Below are 16,333 nucleotides of genomic sequence, written 5' to 3' on the forward strand. Positions count from 1 at the left end.
GTGCCCGGATGCGCGGTGAAGCGCAGCCCGGTCACCCGGTGTCGCAGCCGCCGGCGGCCCATGTGCCGGTGCTGTACACCCAGGTTCTCGAAGGCCTGCAGGTGACCGAAAACGGAACCTATCTCGATGGCACGTTCGGGCGTGGCGGGCACGCACGCGGCGTGCTGGAACACCTTGGCCCGGGAGGTCGACTGCTGGTGATGGACAAGGACCCCGAAGCGATTGCCGTGGCCGAACAGGCGTTCGGTGGCGATGCGCGCGTGTCCATCCATCGCGGCAGTTTCGCCGGGCTCGGCCAAGTGGTCGCCGCGGCAACCGTCGACGGCATCCTGCTGGACCTGGGCGTGTCTTCGCCGCAACTGGACGTGGCCGGGCGCGGTTTCAGTTTCGGCAAGGACGGCCCGCTGGACATGCGCATGGACCCCGATAGCGGGCAGAGCGCCGCCGACTGGCTGGCGCAGGCAACCGACCGCGAGATTGCCGATGTGTTGTGGACCTACGGCGAAGAACGCCAGAGCCGGCGCATCGCGCGGGCGATCGTGGCGCGCCGTGGCGAACAGCCGTTGCTGCGCACCGCACAACTGGCCGACCTGATCGCCTCGGTGATGCCGCGCGGCGACAGCAAGACCCATCCGGCCACGCGCAGCTTTCAGGCGATCCGCATCCATATCAATCGCGAGCTGGCCGACCTGGAAGCAGGGCTGGACGCTGCCCTGGGCGCGCTCAAGCCGGGTGGCCGCCTGGCGGTGATCAGCTTCCATTCGCTGGAAGACCGCATCGTCAAGCAGTTCATGGCCCGCTACGCCAAGGCCCCGCCGAGCAACCGCCGCCTGCCCGAAGCGCAGCCGTTCGTGCCGACCCTGCAACTGGTCAGCGGCGCGATCAAGGCCGACGACAGCGAACTGGCCGTCAACCCGCGCGCCCGCAGCGCGGTGCTGCGGGTTGCTGAGAAGCTGGGAATGGAGAGTCGGGAATCGGGAATGGGCAAAGGCCACGGCGCCGCTGCTTCCCGATTCCCCACTCCCGATTCCCGATTCCCGGCGTCTCCGAATGGAGACACCCCATGAGCCGCCTGCTGCTCATCGTGCTGCTCGCCTGCAGCATCGCCTCGGCGATCGGTGTGGTGTACATGCGCCACATGCATCGCAAGTTGTTCGTGCAGTTGTCCAAGCTCGAACACAGTCGCGATGAATTGAATATCGAATTCGGCCGGCTGCAGCTGGAGCAGGCCACGTGGGCGGAAAGCAACCGCGTGGATCAGGTCTCGCGCGAGCGCATCGGGATGAAGTTCCCTGAGACCAGCGACATCGTGGTGATCCGTCCATGACAAGCTGGCACGACAGCCGTTTTGCGTTGGCAAGCCGCCCGCAGGTTGGCGCACAGACAGGTGCGTCCATGACAAAGCGGCACGACAGCCGTTTCGCACTGGCAAGCCGCCCGCAGGGTGGCGCACAGGGCGGTGCGTCCATGACAAAACGGCACGACAGCCGTTTTGCACGGCGAAGCCGCCCGCAGGGTGGCGCACAGTGCGGTGCGCCCATGACAAAACGGCACGACAGCCGTTTTGCACGGCGAAGCCGCCTGCAGGGTGGCGCACAGGGATGTGCGCCATGAAAGCCGGCCGCAACCGCCCCCGTAGCAACTTCAACCTGCGCGGTCGCCTGACCCTGGTCGGCGTGGCGCTGGGTTTGTGCTCGGTGACGCTGATCGGTCGTGCGGCCTACGTGCAGCTGGTCAATCGCGATTTCTACCAGCGCCAGGGCGAGGCGCGCTATCTGCGCGAGCTGCCGATCGCCACCTCGCGCGGCATGATCACCGACCGCAACGGCGAGCCGCTGGCGGTGTCCACGCCGGTGGAATCGATCTGGGTCAATCCGCAGGAATTGCTGCGTAACCCGGACCGCATCCCGGAGCTGGCCACTGCGCTCGGGCAACCGCTGGACGAGTTGAACGCCAAGCTGGCGCAGAAGGCCGGCAAGGAATTCATGTACCTCAAGCGCCGGATCAACCCGGACAAGGCGCATGCGATCGTGGATCTGAAGATCCCGGGCGTGTTCTCGCAGCGCGAGTTCCGTCGCTTCTATCCGCAAGGCGAGGCGATGGCCCACGTGCTGGGCTTCACCAATATCGACGACCGCGGCCAGGAAGGCCTGGAGCTGGCCTTCGACGAATGGCTGCGCGGCAAGCCGGGCTCCAAGAAGGTGGTGCGCGATGCCCGCGGGGCCATCGTCGAGAGCGTGGACCTGGTGCGTCCGGCGCAGCCGGGCAAAGACCTGACGCTGAGCATCGACCGCCGCATCCAGTTCCTGGCCTACAAGGAGCTGCGCAACGCGCTGGTCGAAAACAAGGCTGCTGGCGGCTCGATGGTGGTGATGGACGTGGCCACCGGCGAAGTGCTGGCCATGGTCAATCTGCCCACCTACAACCCGAATTCGGTCACCGGCATCAACCCGTCGGCGCGCCGCAACCGCGCGGTCACCGACCTGGTGGAGCCGGGCTCGACGATGAAGCCGCTGACCGTGGCCACCGCGCTGACTGCCGGCGTGGTGACCAAGGACACCATCATCGACACCAACCCCGGCTACATGGCCGTGGGGCGCTTCACCATCCGCGACGTGCCGCGCAACAACGGCGTGCTCAACGTGACCGGTGTGATCACCCGCAGTTCCAACATCGGCGCGGCGAAGATCGCGGCCAAGGTGCCGGACCAGACGTTCTACCAGTCGATCCGCAACTTCGGTTACGGCAGCGCGCCGCATAGCGGATTCCCGGGCGAATCGTCCGGCATGGTGCTGCAGCCGCAGAAGTGGAGTGGCCCGTCCAAGACCACCATGTCCTACGGCTACGGCCTGTCGGTGACGCCGCTGCAGATTGCGCAGGCTTACGCGACGTTGGGCAATGGCGGCAAGCTGACCCCGCCCACCTTCGTGCGCGGCCAGCACAACGAAACACGCCAGGTGGTGACGCCGGAAGTGGCGCGCCAGGTTATCGACATGATGGAAACCGTGGTCACCCAGGGCGGCGCCAAGGGCGCGGCGATCCTGGGGTATCACGTGGCCGGCAAGACCGGTACCGCGCGCAAGAACGGCGCTGGCGGCTACGAGCGCGGCCACTACAACGCGCTGTTCGCTGGCCTGGTGCCAGCCACCCGGCCGCGCTTTGCCACGGTCATCGTGATCAACGATCCGCAGGGCAAGGTGTATTACGGCGGCCTGGTGTCTGCGCCGGTGTTCCACCGGGTGATGGAAGGTGCGCTGCGGCTGATGGACGTGCCGCCGGACGACATCCAGTCGTGGCTGGCCGCGCAGGCGGCCGGCAAGACCGGCCAGCCGGTGGTCAAGCCGCAGCCGGCCGATCTGGACCCGGCGTTGGTGCCGGACCCGGTGGACGAAGTGTCCGCGGGCATCCCGACCGCACTGGCACCGGGCGCCACGCCCGCGCAGCCGGCGCCGTTGCAGGAGAGCCGCCAGTGAGCCGCGCCATGGCACTGTCGCAGCTGCTCCCGGACGTGGCGCTTGCACACGATGTGCAGGTGTCCGGCCTGGTGATGGACAGCCGCGCCGTGCGCCCGGGCGATGCCTTCGTGGCCATCGCCGGCTTCGGTGCGCATGGGCTGGGATTTGCCGCACAGGCGCTGGCCAGCGGTGCATCCGCCATCCTGTTCGAACCGCCGGCGCCGGCCGACCTGCCAGTGCCTGCCGACGCGATCGCCGTGCCGGGGTTGCGCGCGCGCCTGGGCGTGCTGGCCGACCACTTCCACGGTGCGCCGTCGCAGGCGATGCGCATGATTGGTGTCACCGGCACCAACGGCAAAACCTCCACGGTGCAGCTGCTGGCGCAGGCGCTGACGCTGCTCGGCACCCCCACCGGCACCATTGGCACGCTGGGCGTGGGCCTGTACGGCGCTGCGGTGCCGACCGGGTTCACCACGCCGCTGGTGTTGCAGACCCACGCCGAGCTCGCGCAACTGCGCGATGCCGGCGCGCAGGCGGTGGCGATGGAAGTCAGTTCGCATGCACTCGATCAGGGCCGCGTGGATGCGGTGCAGTTCGACGTGGCGGTGTTCACCAATCTCACCCGCGACCATCTCGATTATCACGGCGACATGGCGCAGTACGGTGCGGCCAAGGCCAAGTTGTTCGCACGCGCCGGGTTGCGCGCAGCGGTCGTGAACCTGGACGACGCCTTCGGCCGCACGTTGTTTGTGGCGCTGGATCAGGCACTGCGCGCCATCGGCGTGAGCTCGCGTGCGCAGGCCGGTGCCACGGTGCAGGCGCAGGATTTGCAGCTCGATCACCACGGAATCCAGTTTGCGTTGCACATCGGCGAAGCGGCGCACCCGGTGCGCTCGCCGCTGCTGGGCCGTTTCAACGTGGATAACCTGCTGGCCGTGGCCGGCGCGCTGTACGCGCTCGACATCGCACCGGCGCAGATCGCCGAAGTGCTGGGCCGCTTGCAGCCGATCCACGGCCGCATGAATCGCCTGGGTGGCGCGCATGGTGCGCCGCTGGTGGTGGTGGACTACGCACACACGCCTGACGCACTGGAACAGGCGCTCACCAGCCTGCGTTCGCATGCGCAGGATCGGTTGATCTGCGTGTTCGGTTGCGGCGGCGAACGCGACACCGGCAAGCGCCCGCAGATGGCCGCCATCGCCGAGGTCACCGCCGATGTGGCGATCGTCACCGACGATAATCCGCGCGGCGAAGATGGCGATGTGATCGTTGCCGACATCCTGCGCGGGTTTGCGCGTCCGGATGCGGCGATCGTGCAGCGCGACCGTGCGGCCGCCATCCACCAGGCCATCAGCATGGCCGGCGCGGACGACATCGTGCTGATCGCCGGCAAGGGCCATGAGCCGTATCAGGAAGTGGCCGGCGTGCGGCATGCCTTCGACGATGCAGCAGTGGCTGCGCAGGCGTTGCTGCCGCGCACCGGGCTGGGGGTGCGCGTATGAAGCTCACACCGCTGTCGCTGATTGCCCACTTTGCTGGCGGCGAATTGCATGGCGACGACGCCATGATCGACGCCGTTGGCAACGACACCCGTGCGCTGGCCAGCGGCAGCCTGTATGTGGCGCTGCGCGGGGAGCGTTTTGACGGCCACGACTTTGCCGCCGATGCGGTGGCGCGCGGCGCCAGCGGCCTGTTGGTGGAGCGCCTACTGCCGGCACTGCACGTGCCGCAGGTAGTGGTCGCCAATACCGAACTCGCCCTGGCGCGCACCGCCGCCGGCATGCAGCGCGACCGCGCCACGCGCGTGATTGCGCTGACCGGCTCCAACGGCAAGACCAGTGTCAAGGCATTGCTGCTGGCGATTCTGGCCGAAGCCGGCCGCGTCGACGGCATCACCGCCTACGCCAACCCGGGCAATCGCAACAACGAGATCGGCCTGCCGCTGGCGGTGATCGCCGCGCCGGACGATGCCGATCTGGCGGTCTACGAAATGGGCGCAGGCAAGCCCGGCGACATCGCCTATCTCACCGACATCGCGCGCCCTGACGTAGCCCTGGTCAACAACATCGCGCCGGCGCATCTGGAGCGCATGGGCAGCCTGCTCGGGGTGGCGCAGACCAAGGGCGCCATCTACACCGCGCTGCCGGCCGATGGTGTGGCCGTGATCAATGCCGACGACGCCTTCGGCGCCTGGTTCGAACAACAACTGCTGGCGCAGCCGCTGCAGGGCCGCCGCGTGCTGCGCTACGGCTTGCACGCAAGTGCTGAAATCACTGCGCGTCAGCTGCGCCTGCATGCCGCCGGCGCGCAGTTCGTGCTGGTGACCCCGCAGGGCGAAGCGCCGGTGGTGCTGCCGCTGCCGGGCCGCCACAACGTGCTCAATGCGCTGGCCGCCACCGGCCTGGCGCTGGGCGCAGGCATTGCGCTGCCGATCATTGCCGCCGGTCTGGCCCAGGCCACGCAGGTGGCCGGGCGCCAGATTGCACACACGTTGACGACCGGTGCGGTGCTGATCGACGACAGCTACAACGCCAATCCCGGTTCGCTGGATGCGGCCATTGATGCACTGGCCGCCGCACCGGGCGAGGGCTGGCTGGTGCTGGGTGACATGCGCGAACTTGGCCCCGAAGCGCAGGCATTGCATGCCGCGGCCGGTCGCCGCGCGCGCAACGCCAAGCTCGCGCGCCTGTATGCACTGGGCGCGCTCAGCGCCGCCGCCGCACAGGCGTTCGGCGACGGCGGCCGTGTGTTCGCCACCCATGCCGCGCTCGCCGCGGCCTTGCAGGTGGACCTGGCAGCCGCTGCTTCGCAGACTCAATCGCAGGACTCTTCTTTGATGCACGAACACACCGGTGCAGTGGCGCAGGCCGCTGCCTCCGTCACGCCGCCCACGCTGCTGGTGAAGGGCTCGCGCGGCAGCGCCATGGACCGCATCGTCGCCGCGTTGCTCGCCCCGTCGGAGGATGCCTCCCATGCTGCTTGAGCTGGCCCGTTGGCTACAGCAACTGGAGAGCCTGTTCGGGCTGTTCAACTATTTGACCTTCCGCGGCATCCTGGCAGCGCTGACCGCGCTGTTCCTGTCGTTGTGGATGGGCCCGGCGGTGATCCGCAAACTGGCGCAGTTCAAGGGCGGCCAGCCGATTCGCCAGGACGGCCCGCAGACGCATTTTTCCAAGGCCGGCACGCCGACCATGGGTGGCTCGCTGATCCTGCTCACGGTCACCTTGTCGGTGTTGCTGTGGGGCGACCTGCGCAACCGCTATGTGTGGCTGGTGCTGGCGGTGATGATCTGCTTCGGTGCGATCGGCTGGTACGACGACTGGATCAAGATCGTGCGGCGCGACCCGAACGGCTTGAAGTCGCGCTGGAAGTATCTGCTGCAGTCGATCTTCGGCCTGGCCGCGGGCCTGTTCCTGTACTACACGGCCGACGTGCCGGCCGCGATCACGTTCTACATCCCGATGTTCAAGGCCATCGCGTTGCCGCTGGCCGGCGTGAGCTTCGTGGTGATCGCCTATTTCTGGATCGTCGGCTTCTCCAACGCGGTCAACCTGACCGACGGCCTGGACGGCCTGGCGATCATGCCGACCGTGCTGGTCGCCTGCGCGCTGGGCGTCTTCGCCTATGCCTCGGGCAACGTGGTATTCGCCGAATACCTCAAGATCCCGCTGATTCCCGGCGCCGGTGAGCTGATCATCATCTGTTCGGCGATTGCCGGGGCAGGCTTGGGCTTTCTGTGGTTCAACACCTACCCGGCGATGGTGTTCATGGGCGACATCGGCGCGCTGTCGCTGGGCGCGGTGCTTGGCACCGTGGCGGTGATCGTGCGCCAGGAACTGGTGCTGGTGATCATGGGCGGCGTGTTCGTTATCGAAACGCTGTCGGTGATGATCCAGGTCGCCAGCTTCAAGCTGACCGGCAAGCGCGTGTTCCGCATGGCGCCCATCCATCACCACTTCGAACTCAAGGGCTGGCCGGAGCCGCGCGTGATCGTGCGCTTCTGGATCATCTCGGTGGTGCTGGTGCTGATCGGCCTTGCCACGTTGAAGGTGCGCTGATGAACGACATGTCCCGCCAGGCCACGCGACTGGACGCCATTGGCGGCCGCTACGACCCGTGGCTGCTCGGCGCGGCTGCCACGCTGGCATCGCTGGGCGTGGTGATGGTGGCCTCCAGCTCGATCGAGTTGTCGGAGAACCCGTTCTATTACCTGACCCGCCATCTGCTGTTCCTGGGCATCGGCGTGGGCCTGGCGTTCTGGGCGATGCGCACCGAGCTCAAGACCATCGAGCAGTACAACCAGGTGTTGCTGCTGGCGTGCTTCGGCCTGCTGATGGTGGTGTTTGTGCCGGGGCTGGGCAGCAGCGTCAACGGCGCCAAGCGCTGGATCAACCTGGGCGTGTCGAAATTCCAGACCGTCGAAGCGGTCAAGGTGCTCTACATCGTGTGGCTGTCCAGCTACCTGGTGCGTTTCCGCGACGAGGTCAACGCAACCTGGCCGGCGATGCTCAAGCCGCTGGGCGTGGCGATCGCATTGGTTGGCCTGTTGCTGATGCAACCGGACTTCGGCTCCTCCACACTGCTGCTGGCGATCACCGCCGGCATGCTGGTATTGGGCGGGGTGAACCTGCCGCGGATGTCGATGCCGATCGTGTTCGGCCTGCCGGTGTTTGCGTTCATCGCGATCTTGGAACCGTACCGCCTGCGCCGCATCACCTCGTTCCTGGATCCATGGGCCGACCAGCTTGGCTCCGGCTATCAGTTGTCCAATGCCTTGATGGCGGTGGGCCGCGGGCAGTGGACCGGCGTGGGTCTGGGCGCCTCGGTGCAGAAGCTCAACTACCTGCCCGAAGCGCACACCGACTTCATTTTTTCGGTGATCGCCGAAGAACTTGGCTTTGTCGGTGTGTGCGGCGTGGTGGCGCTGTACGCGCTGCTGGTCGGCCGTGCGTTCTGGCTGGGCATGCGCTGTGTGGAAATGAAGCGCCACTTCTCTGGCTACATCGCCTTCGGTATCGGTTTGTGGATCAGCCTGCAGAGCTTCGTCTCGGTTGGCGTGAATCTGGGCATTCTGCCGACCAAGGGCCTGACCTTGCCGCTGATCTCCTCGGGCGGTTCGTCGGTGCTGATGACCTGCGTGGCGATGGGCCTGCTGCTGCGCGTGTCTTATGAAATGGACCGTGCCGAGCGCCTGCGCAGCAAGTTGTCGCCGCACGGTGCCGCGCCTGCGCCGATGGCACCGGTCGAGCCGTCTGCCGAGCCAGCGCCGGCGCCTGCACCGGTGCGCAAGCCGCAGCGCGAAACCGCGGTTGCCGCACCTGCACCGGCCATGCCCGCCTCCGTCGCGCCGGCATCTGCCGTGCTGCGCGGGACCAGCCGCATGCAGCCACGCGTTGAACCTACGTTCGGGAGGATCGCGTGAGCGTTGAGCATGCGCATCCGACGCAGCAGCCTGCACATGCCGCGGCATCGGTGCGACCGGTGATGATCCTGGCCGGTGGCACCGGCGGGCATATTTTTCCGGGCCTGGCCGTGGCCAAGGTGCTGCGCGCGCGCGGCGTGCCGGTGACCTGGCTGGGCGCCGACGGCGCCATGGAAACGCGGCTGGTGCCGCAGCACGCAATCCAGATCGACACGCTGGCCATCAGTGGCCTGCGCGGCAAGGGCATCGTAAAACTGCTCGGTGCACCGGTGCGGGTGATGCGCGCGGTACGCGCGGCCGGCTTCGTGCTGCGCAAGCGCCAGCCGCGCGCGGTGATCAGCTTCGGTGGATTTGCCGCCGGCCCGGGCGGCCTGGCAGCGCGTTTGCTGGGCGTGCCGCTGCTGGTGCACGAGCAGAACCGCGCGCCGGGCATGACCAACAAGGTGCTGTCGCGTTTTGCGCGCCGCGTGCTGACCGGGTTTCCGGGCAGCTTCGCTGGCGAAGAAGCCGTGGGCAACCCGGTGCGCGAGGAAATCGCCGCACTGCCGGCACCGGTCACGCGCCTGGTTGGCCGTGGTGGCCCGGTGCGGCTGCTGGTGCTCGGCGGCAGCCAGGGCGCCCGCGCACTCAATAATGCCGTGCCGGCCGCACTGGCTGCGCTCGGCCACACCGCCGTTGACGTGCGCCACCAGTGCGGCGAAAAACTGCGCGCCGAAGCCGAAGCCGCCTATGCGCAGGCAGCGGTGAACGCCAGCGTGGAACCCTTCATCGCCGACATGGCCGCGGCCTACGCCTGGGCCGATTTGGTGGTGTGCCGCGCCGGTGCCAGCACGCTGGCCGAAGTGTGCGCGGCCGGTGTCGGCAGCGTGCTGGTGCCGTTCGCCGCCGCCGTGGACGACCACCAGACCCGCAACGCCGAATACCTGGTCAGTGCCGAGGCCGCCGTGCTGCTCAAGCAGGACGACACCCTGGCAGTGCGCCTGCAGCAAGTGCTGCAGACCCTGCTCGCCGACCCCGCCCGCCGCCTCGCCATGGCGCAGGCCGCCCGCACCCTGGCCAAACCCGACGCCGCCGAACGCATCGCCGACATCATTCTGCAAGAGGCCGGGAATGGGGATTCGGGATTGGGGATTCGTAACGAGCAACAGCACAAGCAGGACAGCATGCAGAAATCCATCAATGGCCAAATGTCGGCGCGATTGATCGCCGCTGTTGCCAATCCCGAATCTCCAATCCCCAATCCCGGCAACTCCGCAGGAGGTGCAGCGTGATCCGCCGTCTGCAGGACAGTGGCGATCTTGTGCGCGCGTTCCCGCGTGTGCATTTCGTGGGTATCGGCGGCACCGGCATGAGCGGTATTGCCGAGGTGATGCTGACCCTGGGCTATGAAGTCTCCGGCTCCGACAATGCCGACAACGCGGCCACGCGGCGGCTGGCCAAGCTGGGTGCGCGCGTGATGCGCGGCCATTCGGCGGCCAACGTGCTGGGAACCGATTGCGTGGTGGTGTCCAGCGCGATCCGCGAAGACAACCCCGAACTGATGGAAGCGCGCAGCCAGCGCATTCCGATCATGCCGCGGGCAGCGATGCTGGCCGAATTGATGCGCTTCCGCCGCGGGATCGCGGTGGCTGGCACGCACGGCAAGACCACCACCACCAGCCTGGCCGCGGCCGTGCTGAGCGAAGGTGGCCTGGATCCGACCTTCGTGATCGGTGGCCAGCTGCTGGCCGCCGGCGCCAACGCCAAGCTGGGCGGTGGTCAATGGTTGGTGGCCGAAGCCGATGAAAGTGATGGCAGCTTCCTGCGCCTGAATCCGCTGATGGCGGTGATCACCAACATCGATGCCGATCACCTGGAAAACTACGGCAACGACTTTGCCCGCGTGCAGGCAGCGTTTGCCGAATTCCTGCAGCGCCTGCCGTTCTACGGCCTGGCCTTGCTGTGTATCGACGACCCGGAAGTGGCAGCGCTGGCCGGCAAGACGCCGCGCCATGTGATGAGCTACGGCATGAGCGAAAACGCCGACGTGCGCGCCGAAGACGTGGTGCAGGACGGCCCGCGCATGCGCTTCACACTGCGCCTGCCCGAGGGCACCACCACGCCGGTGACGCTGGCGCTTCCGGGCCGTCACAACGTGCTCAACGCACTGGCTGCCGCGGCCATCGGGTGGCAGCTGGGCGTGGCGCCGGACACCATCGCGCGCGCGCTGGAAAACTTTGCCGGTATCGGCCGTCGCTTCAACGATCTGGGCGAAGTCACCACCGCCAGCGGCGCGCGCGTGCGCGTGGTCGACGATTACGGCCACCATCCGCGCGAGCTCGAAGCAGTCTTCGCCGCGGCCCGTGGCGGCTGGCCGGACAAGCGCCTGGTGGTGGCCTTCCAGCCGCACCGTTACAGCCGCACCCGCGATCAGTTCGACGCGTTCGCCGCGGTGCTCAGCACCGTCGACGCCCTGGTATTGAGCGAGGTCTACCCGGCCGGCGAAGCGCCGATTCCCGGCGCTGATTCACGCGCCCTGGCGCGTGCCATCCGTGCACGCGGCCGTAGCGAGCCGGTGGTGGTCGGCCAGGTCGCCGGTCTGTCCGAAGTGTTGCCCGACGTTCTGCAGGACGGTGACCTGCTGCTGATGATGGGCGCCGGCGACATCGGTTATGTCGCCCAGCAGATCGTCACAGATGGCTTTGTCGGAGCGCCGGCATGAGTGCACAGATCGCCCCCTCGCGCATCAGCGACCCGGCCATGTTCGGCCGGGTTGCAGTGCTGCTCGGCGGCACCTCGTCCGAGCGCGAGGTCTCGCTCAACTCCGGCAGCAATGTGCTCGATGCCCTGCGCGCGCGCGGCGTCGATGCGCAGCCGGTCGACGGCATTCCGGCATTGGCGCAGGCATTGGTCGCGCAGCGCTTCGACCGCGTCTTCAACGTGCTGCATGGTCACAACGGCGGCGGCGAAGACGGCATCGTGCAGGGGTTGATGGAGGCCTTCGGCGTGCCGTACACCGGCTCGAACGTGCTCGGCTCGGCGCTGAGCATGGACAAGATCCGTACCAAGCAGGTCTGGTTGTCGCTGGGGCTGTCCACGCCGCGCTACGCACGGCTTGCCGCCGGCGCCAGCGCGCAGCAGATCCACGCCGCTGCCGAGCAGATCGGCTTGCCAGTGATCGTGAAGCCGGCCAACGAAGGCTCCAGCGTCGGCGTCAGCCGCGTGTTCGACCAGGCGCAGCTCGAAGAGGCCGTGACGCTTGCCGCACGCTACGACGGCGCGCTGCTGATGGAACAACTGATCGAAGGCGACGAGCTCACTGTCGCCGTGCTCGGCGATGTGGCGCTGCCGTCGATCCGCATCGTGCCCAAGGGCCAGTGGTACGACTACAACGCCAAGTACATCGCCGAAGACACGCAGTACCTGTGCCCGGGACTTGATGGCGACGCAGAAGCAAAGATCGGCCAGCTCGCCCTGGACGCCTTCCGCGCCGCCGGCTGCAACGGCTGGGGCCGCGTGGATGTGATGCGCGATGGCAGCACCGGCCAGCTGTACCTGCTGGAAGTGAACACCGCCCCGGGCATGACCAGCCACTCGCTGGTGCCCAAGGCCGCCCGCCAACTCGGCATCGATTTCGAAGCGCTGGTCTGGCGCGTGTTGGAGCAGACGCTGTGAAGCTGGGATTGGGGATTCGGCATTCGGGATTGGTGAACAGCGACGCCGCGTGCGCCGTTGCTGTTGCTGCTGCCGTTACGAATCCCCAATCCCCAATGCCGAATCCCGCGCGCGGAGCGCGTCTATGAACGCCACCCTGCGCATCCTGGCCTGGTTGATCGCGGTGGCGCTGGTCGCGTTGCCGGTGGTGGCCGTGCTCAATGGCTGGGTGGGTGCCGAGCGGTGGCCGTTGGCGCGCTTGCGGGTTTCCGGCGATTTCAAGCGGGTGCCGGCCGAGGAGCTGCGTGCGGTGGTGTTGCCGTATGCGCGCTCGGGATTTTTCGCGGTGAAGCTGCAAGACGCGCAGGACGCCATCGCACGCTTGCCGTGGGTGGAAAGTGCGCAGGTGCGCAAGCGTTGGCCGGATGTGCTGGAAGTGCATGTGGTCGAACACAAGCCGTTCGCCCGCTGGGGCACCGACCGCATGTTGTCCGAGCAGGGCCGGCTGTTCCGCACCCCGCCGTTGTTGAAGGACTTCAAGCTGCCGCAACTCGGTGGCCCGGACAGCAAGACGCAGGACGTGGTGGCGCTGTACAACGAATCGCGCGCGCTGTTCGCCCCGACCGGGCTGGATGTGGAGCGCCTGGAAATGGATGCGCGCGGCAGCTGGTCGCTGGGACTGAGCAACGGCGTGCAGATCGTGATCGGCCGCGACGATGCGCGCGCACGCCTGCAGCGCTTCGCCCGCGTGTTGCCGCAACTGGCCGACCCGCAACGCCCGATCGCCCGCGCCGACCTGCGCTACACCAATGGCTTTACGGTCGAACGAAAAATGGAAGAGGGCGCGCCGGAAACCAAGAAAAAGCTGCCGCCGGCTGCGCCTGCCGCACACCACACGGTTGTTCTGGAATTGCCCCGTAACCGTAGACCGCTCTTCTCCAATCCCGAATCCCGAATCTCGAATCCCGGCTTTAAGACATGAACCGCAAAGGCGACAAATCCCTCATCGTTGGACTGGACATCGGCACATCCAAGGTGGTCGCGCTGGTCGGCGAGTACTCGCCCGGCAATCCGATCGAAGTGATCGGCATCGGTTCGCACGAGTCGCGCGGCCTCAAGCGCGGCGTGGTGGTGGATATCGAATCCACCGTGCAGTCGATCCAGCGCGCGGTCGAAGAAGCCGAGCTGATGGCCGGCTGCGAAATCCGCTCGGTGTACGCTTCGATCTCCGGTAACCACGTGCAGTGCAAGAACTCGCCCGGGATCGTGCCGATCCGCGATGGCGAGGTGACCTGGAGCGATCTGGAGCGCGTGCTAGACGCCGCAAAGGCCGTGGCCATTCCTGCCGATCAACGCATCCTGCATGCAATTCCGCGCGAGTATGTGCTGGACGATTCGCAGGAAGGCATCCGTAACCCGGTCGGCATGACCGGCGTGCGCCTGGAGGTGCACGCGCACCTGGTGGTGTGCGCACAGTCGGCCGCGGCCAACATCACCAAGTGCGTGCAGAAGTGCGGCTTGCAGGTGGACGATCTGGTGCTGTCCTCGCTGGCGTCCTCGGTCGCGGTGCTGACCGCCGACGAGCGCGAACTGGGCGTCGTGCTGGTAGATATCGGCGCCGGCACCACTGACCTGGCCGTGTACGTGCAGGGCGCGATCTGCCACACCGCGTCGCTGCCGATCGCCGGCGACCATGTCACCAACGACATCGCGCACATGCTGCGCACGCCGACGCCGGAAGCCGAGCAGATCAAGGTGCGCTACGCCTGCGCGCTGGCGCAGCTGGCAACCGCCGAAGAAAGCATCCAGGTGCCATCGGTGGGCGATCGCCCGCCGCGCCGCATGCCGCGGCACGCACTCGCGCAGGCGGTGCAGGGCCGGTACGAAGAAATTTTCGAAATGGTGCAGGCCGAACTGCGTCGCTCCGGCTTCGAGGAAATGGTGCGCGCCGGCATGGTGCTCACCGGCGGCGCCTCGAAGATGGAAGGCGTGGTGGAGCTGGCCGAAGAAATGCTGCAGATGCCGGTGCGCGTGGGTATTCCCCAACATGTCACCGGCCTGGGCGAAGTGGTGGGCAACCCGGTACACGCCTCCGGCGTGGGCCTGTTGCTGATGGGCAGCCAGATCGAACACCCGCGCCGACCGTCGATCCCGACCGGTCGTGTCGGCAGCTTGTTCAAGAAATTGAAGAACTGGTATCGCGGCGAATTCTGAGTGGCAAGGATTGGGAATTCGGGATTTGGGATTGGTAAGAGCGAAAGAAAAACAGAGTGGTAGCAAGATTAAGTAGAGAGCGGCGAGCGGGTAGGCGGTAAACTTTTTTGCAGGCATTGCGTCGAGGAATAGGTGAGGTGAGTCGTAGAGCGCAGTAGCGGATCTATGGCCCCCCGCACACGAATCCCGACTTTCAAACAACAACACTCGCCGTGGTGCGGAGTGGACAGGGACCAACGCTTTTGCGAATCCCGACTCCCCATTCCCCAATCCCGGCTCAAGAGGACACTGACATGGCACATTTTGAACTGATCGAAAAGATGGCTCCCAACGCGGTGATCAAGGTCGTCGGCGTCGGCGGCGGCGGTGGCAACGCGGTTGCGCACATGGTGAACACCAACGTCGATGGCGTGGAATTCATCACCGCCAACACCGACTCGCAGGCGATCAAGAACTGCGGCGCCAAGTTGCAGCTGCAGTTGGGCACCAACGTCACCAAGGGCCTGGGCGCAGGCGCCAATCCGGAAGTCGGCCGCCAGGCCGCGCTGGAAGACCGCGAGCGCATCATGGACGCACTGCAGGGCGCGGACATGGTGTTCATCACTGCCGGCATGGGTGGCGGTACCGGTACCGGCGCCGCCCCGGTGGTCGCGCAGCTGGCCAAGGAGATGGGCATCCTGACCGTCGCCGTGGTCACCAAGCCGTTCCCGTTCGAAGGACGTCGCCGCATGCAGGTCGCGCTGAAGGGCATCGAGGAACTGAGCCAGCATTGCGACTCGCTGATCACCATTCCCAATGAAAAGCTGATCACCGTGCTCGGCCGCAACGCCACCATGATTCAGGCGTTCCGTGCGGCCAACGACGTGCTGCAGGGCGCCGTGCAGGGCATCGCCGATCTGATCGTGCGTCCGGGCCTGATCAACGTCGACTTCGCCGACGTGCGCACCGTGATGTCGGAAATGGGCCTGGCCATGATGGGCACCGGTTCGGCACGTGGCGATGACCGCGCGCAGGCCGCTGCCGAAGCCGCCATCCAGAACCCGCTGCTGGACGACGTCAACCTGGCCGGTGCCAACGGCATCCTGGTCAACATCACTGCCGGCCCGGATTTCACCATGGCCGAGTTCGACGAGATCGGCCGCACCATCGAAGCGTTCGCCTCCGAAGACGCGACCGTGGTCGTCGGCACCGTGCTCGACCCCGACATGCAGGACGAAGTGCGCGTCACCGTGGTGGCCACGGGCCTCAATCGTGCCGTTGCGCGGCAGACCCAGCGCCCGGACCAGCGCGCGCCGATCAAGCTGGTGCGCAATGCCACCACCGGCCAGCCGGAGTTTGGCGACTTCGAGACCGGCGGTGACGCGGTCTCCAAGGCCGTCGGCGGCAGCATGGGCCTGGGCCTGCGTCGTCCGAGCAGCGACTCGGCCGGCAGCAGCAACGCGGGCGCGTCCACCCCGGCTGCCGCAGATCTGCCGAACGACTACCTGGATATCCCGGCGTTCCTGCGCCGCCAGGCCGATTGACCGCCCCACGCTGCGCGCGGTTCGGCGCAGCGGCAATGCCCCGGCACCCGCCGGGGCGCCTGTCCTGTCCTTTTCTGCCAGGTCGG

At 67.0% G+C, this 16,333-nt stretch carries 13 protein-coding genes; all 13 read left to right on the plus strand.

All coding sequences use genetic code 11. The features are described from left to right. Positions 1–8 precede the first annotated feature (8 nt). Entirely contained in the window at positions 9–1,067 is a 1,059-nt protein-coding gene (rsmH, locus tag ACCQ01_RS04195; RefSeq protein ID WP_228431629.1) for a 16S rRNA (cytosine(1402)-N(4))-methyltransferase RsmH, read from the plus strand. Beyond that, positions 1,064–1,327, plus strand: a complete 264-nt coding sequence (ftsL, locus tag ACCQ01_RS04200) for a cell division protein FtsL (protein WP_011035956.1) — start codon at positions 1,064–1,066, stop codon at positions 1,325–1,327. Before rsmH ends, ftsL begins: the two co-directional genes overlap by 4 nt. A gap of 283 nt (positions 1,328–1,610) precedes the next feature. After that, on the plus strand, positions 1,611–3,473 hold the full coding sequence (locus tag ACCQ01_RS04205) for a peptidoglycan D,D-transpeptidase FtsI family protein (RefSeq protein WP_042597405.1): 1,863 nt from the start codon (positions 1,611–1,613) through the stop codon (positions 3,471–3,473). Positions 3,474–3,481: 8 nt separating this feature from the next. Next, positions 3,482–4,957 carry a UDP-N-acetylmuramoyl-L-alanyl-D-glutamate--2,6-diaminopimelate ligase gene (locus ACCQ01_RS04210; protein ID WP_228431538.1) on the plus strand — a complete coding sequence of 492 codons (1,476 nt, stop codon included), beginning with the start codon at positions 3,482–3,484 and terminating at the stop codon, positions 4,955–4,957. Then, positions 4,954–6,438, plus strand: coding sequence for a UDP-N-acetylmuramoyl-tripeptide--D-alanyl-D-alanine ligase (locus ACCQ01_RS04215; protein WP_228431539.1), 1,485 nt, complete (start codon positions 4,954–4,956; stop codon positions 6,436–6,438). The genes ACCQ01_RS04210 and ACCQ01_RS04215 overlap by 4 nt, the downstream gene beginning before the upstream one ends. Beyond that, positions 6,428–7,513 carry a phospho-N-acetylmuramoyl-pentapeptide-transferase gene (gene mraY / locus ACCQ01_RS04220; protein WP_011035960.1) on the plus strand — a complete coding sequence of 362 codons (1,086 nt, stop codon included), beginning with the start codon at positions 6,428–6,430 and terminating at the stop codon, positions 7,511–7,513. The genes ACCQ01_RS04215 and mraY overlap by 11 nt, the downstream gene beginning before the upstream one ends. Beyond that, positions 7,513–8,877: a putative lipid II flippase FtsW gene (gene ftsW / locus ACCQ01_RS04225; RefSeq protein ID WP_228431540.1), complete on the plus strand. Its 1,365-nt coding sequence runs from the start codon at positions 7,513–7,515 to the stop codon at positions 8,875–8,877. The genes mraY and ftsW overlap by 1 nt, the downstream gene beginning before the upstream one ends. Next, complete coding sequence (gene murG / locus ACCQ01_RS04230) at positions 8,874–10,148, plus strand: undecaprenyldiphospho-muramoylpentapeptide beta-N-acetylglucosaminyltransferase (protein ID WP_228431541.1); 1,275 nt, start codon at positions 8,874–8,876, stop codon at positions 10,146–10,148. Before ftsW ends, murG begins: the two co-directional genes overlap by 4 nt. After that, positions 10,145–11,578 carry a UDP-N-acetylmuramate--L-alanine ligase gene (murC, locus tag ACCQ01_RS04235; RefSeq protein WP_011035963.1) on the plus strand — a complete coding sequence of 478 codons (1,434 nt, stop codon included), beginning with the start codon at positions 10,145–10,147 and terminating at the stop codon, positions 11,576–11,578. The genes murG and murC overlap by 4 nt, the downstream gene beginning before the upstream one ends. Next, the gene (locus ACCQ01_RS04240) at positions 11,575–12,531 is read left to right on the plus strand and encodes a D-alanine--D-alanine ligase (RefSeq protein WP_228431542.1); all 957 of its coding nucleotides are present in this window, start codon (positions 11,575–11,577) and stop codon (positions 12,529–12,531) included. The genes murC and ACCQ01_RS04240 overlap by 4 nt, the downstream gene beginning before the upstream one ends. Before the next feature lie 124 nt (positions 12,532–12,655). Next, the gene (locus ACCQ01_RS04245; RefSeq protein ID WP_228431543.1) at positions 12,656–13,492 is read left to right on the plus strand and encodes a cell division protein FtsQ/DivIB; all 837 of its coding nucleotides are present in this window, start codon (positions 12,656–12,658) and stop codon (positions 13,490–13,492) included. Further along, positions 13,489–14,724 (plus strand): cell division protein FtsA, encoded by a 1,236-nt coding sequence (gene ftsA, locus ACCQ01_RS04250; RefSeq protein WP_228431544.1) that lies wholly within the window; start codon positions 13,489–13,491, stop codon positions 14,722–14,724. The genes ACCQ01_RS04245 and ftsA overlap by 4 nt, the downstream gene beginning before the upstream one ends. Before the next feature lie 293 nt (positions 14,725–15,017). Continuing rightward, complete coding sequence (gene ftsZ, locus ACCQ01_RS04255) at positions 15,018–16,247, plus strand: cell division protein FtsZ (protein WP_011035966.1); 1,230 nt, start codon at positions 15,018–15,020, stop codon at positions 16,245–16,247. Positions 16,248–16,333: the final 86 nt, after the last annotated feature.

Source organism: Xanthomonas sp. NCPPB 4037 (assembly GCF_041475695.2).
Taxonomy (GTDB): Bacteria; Pseudomonadota; Gammaproteobacteria; order Xanthomonadales; family Xanthomonadaceae; genus Xanthomonas; species Xanthomonas campestris.

Bases quoted from the DNA above. Each gene is read 5' to 3' on its own strand.
- ftsW (WP_228431540.1), top strand. From the start codon at position 7,513: ATGAACGACATGTCCCGCCAGGCCACGCGACTGGACGCCATTGGCGGC.
- ftsA (WP_228431544.1), top strand. From the start codon at position 13,489: ATGAACCGCAAAGGCGACAAATCCCTCATCGTTGGACTGGACATCGGC.
- mraY (WP_011035960.1), top strand. From the start codon at position 6,428: ATGCTGCTTGAGCTGGCCCGTTGGCTACAGCAACTGGAGAGCCTGTTC.
- ACCQ01_RS04240 (WP_228431542.1), top strand. From the start codon at position 11,575: ATGAGTGCACAGATCGCCCCCTCGCGCATCAGCGACCCGGCCATGTTC.
- rsmH (WP_228431629.1), top strand. From the start codon at position 9: ATGCGCGGTGAAGCGCAGCCCGGTCACCCGGTGTCGCAGCCGCCGGCG.
- ACCQ01_RS04205 (WP_042597405.1), top strand. From the start codon at position 1,611: ATGAAAGCCGGCCGCAACCGCCCCCGTAGCAACTTCAACCTGCGCGGT.
- ACCQ01_RS04210 (WP_228431538.1), top strand. From the start codon at position 3,482: ATGGCACTGTCGCAGCTGCTCCCGGACGTGGCGCTTGCACACGATGTG.
- ftsL (WP_011035956.1), top strand. From the start codon at position 1,064: ATGAGCCGCCTGCTGCTCATCGTGCTGCTCGCCTGCAGCATCGCCTCG.
- ftsZ (WP_011035966.1), top strand. From the start codon at position 15,018: ATGGCACATTTTGAACTGATCGAAAAGATGGCTCCCAACGCGGTGATC.
- ACCQ01_RS04215 (WP_228431539.1), top strand. From the start codon at position 4,954: ATGAAGCTCACACCGCTGTCGCTGATTGCCCACTTTGCTGGCGGCGAA.
- ACCQ01_RS04245 (WP_228431543.1), top strand. From the start codon at position 12,656: ATGAACGCCACCCTGCGCATCCTGGCCTGGTTGATCGCGGTGGCGCTG.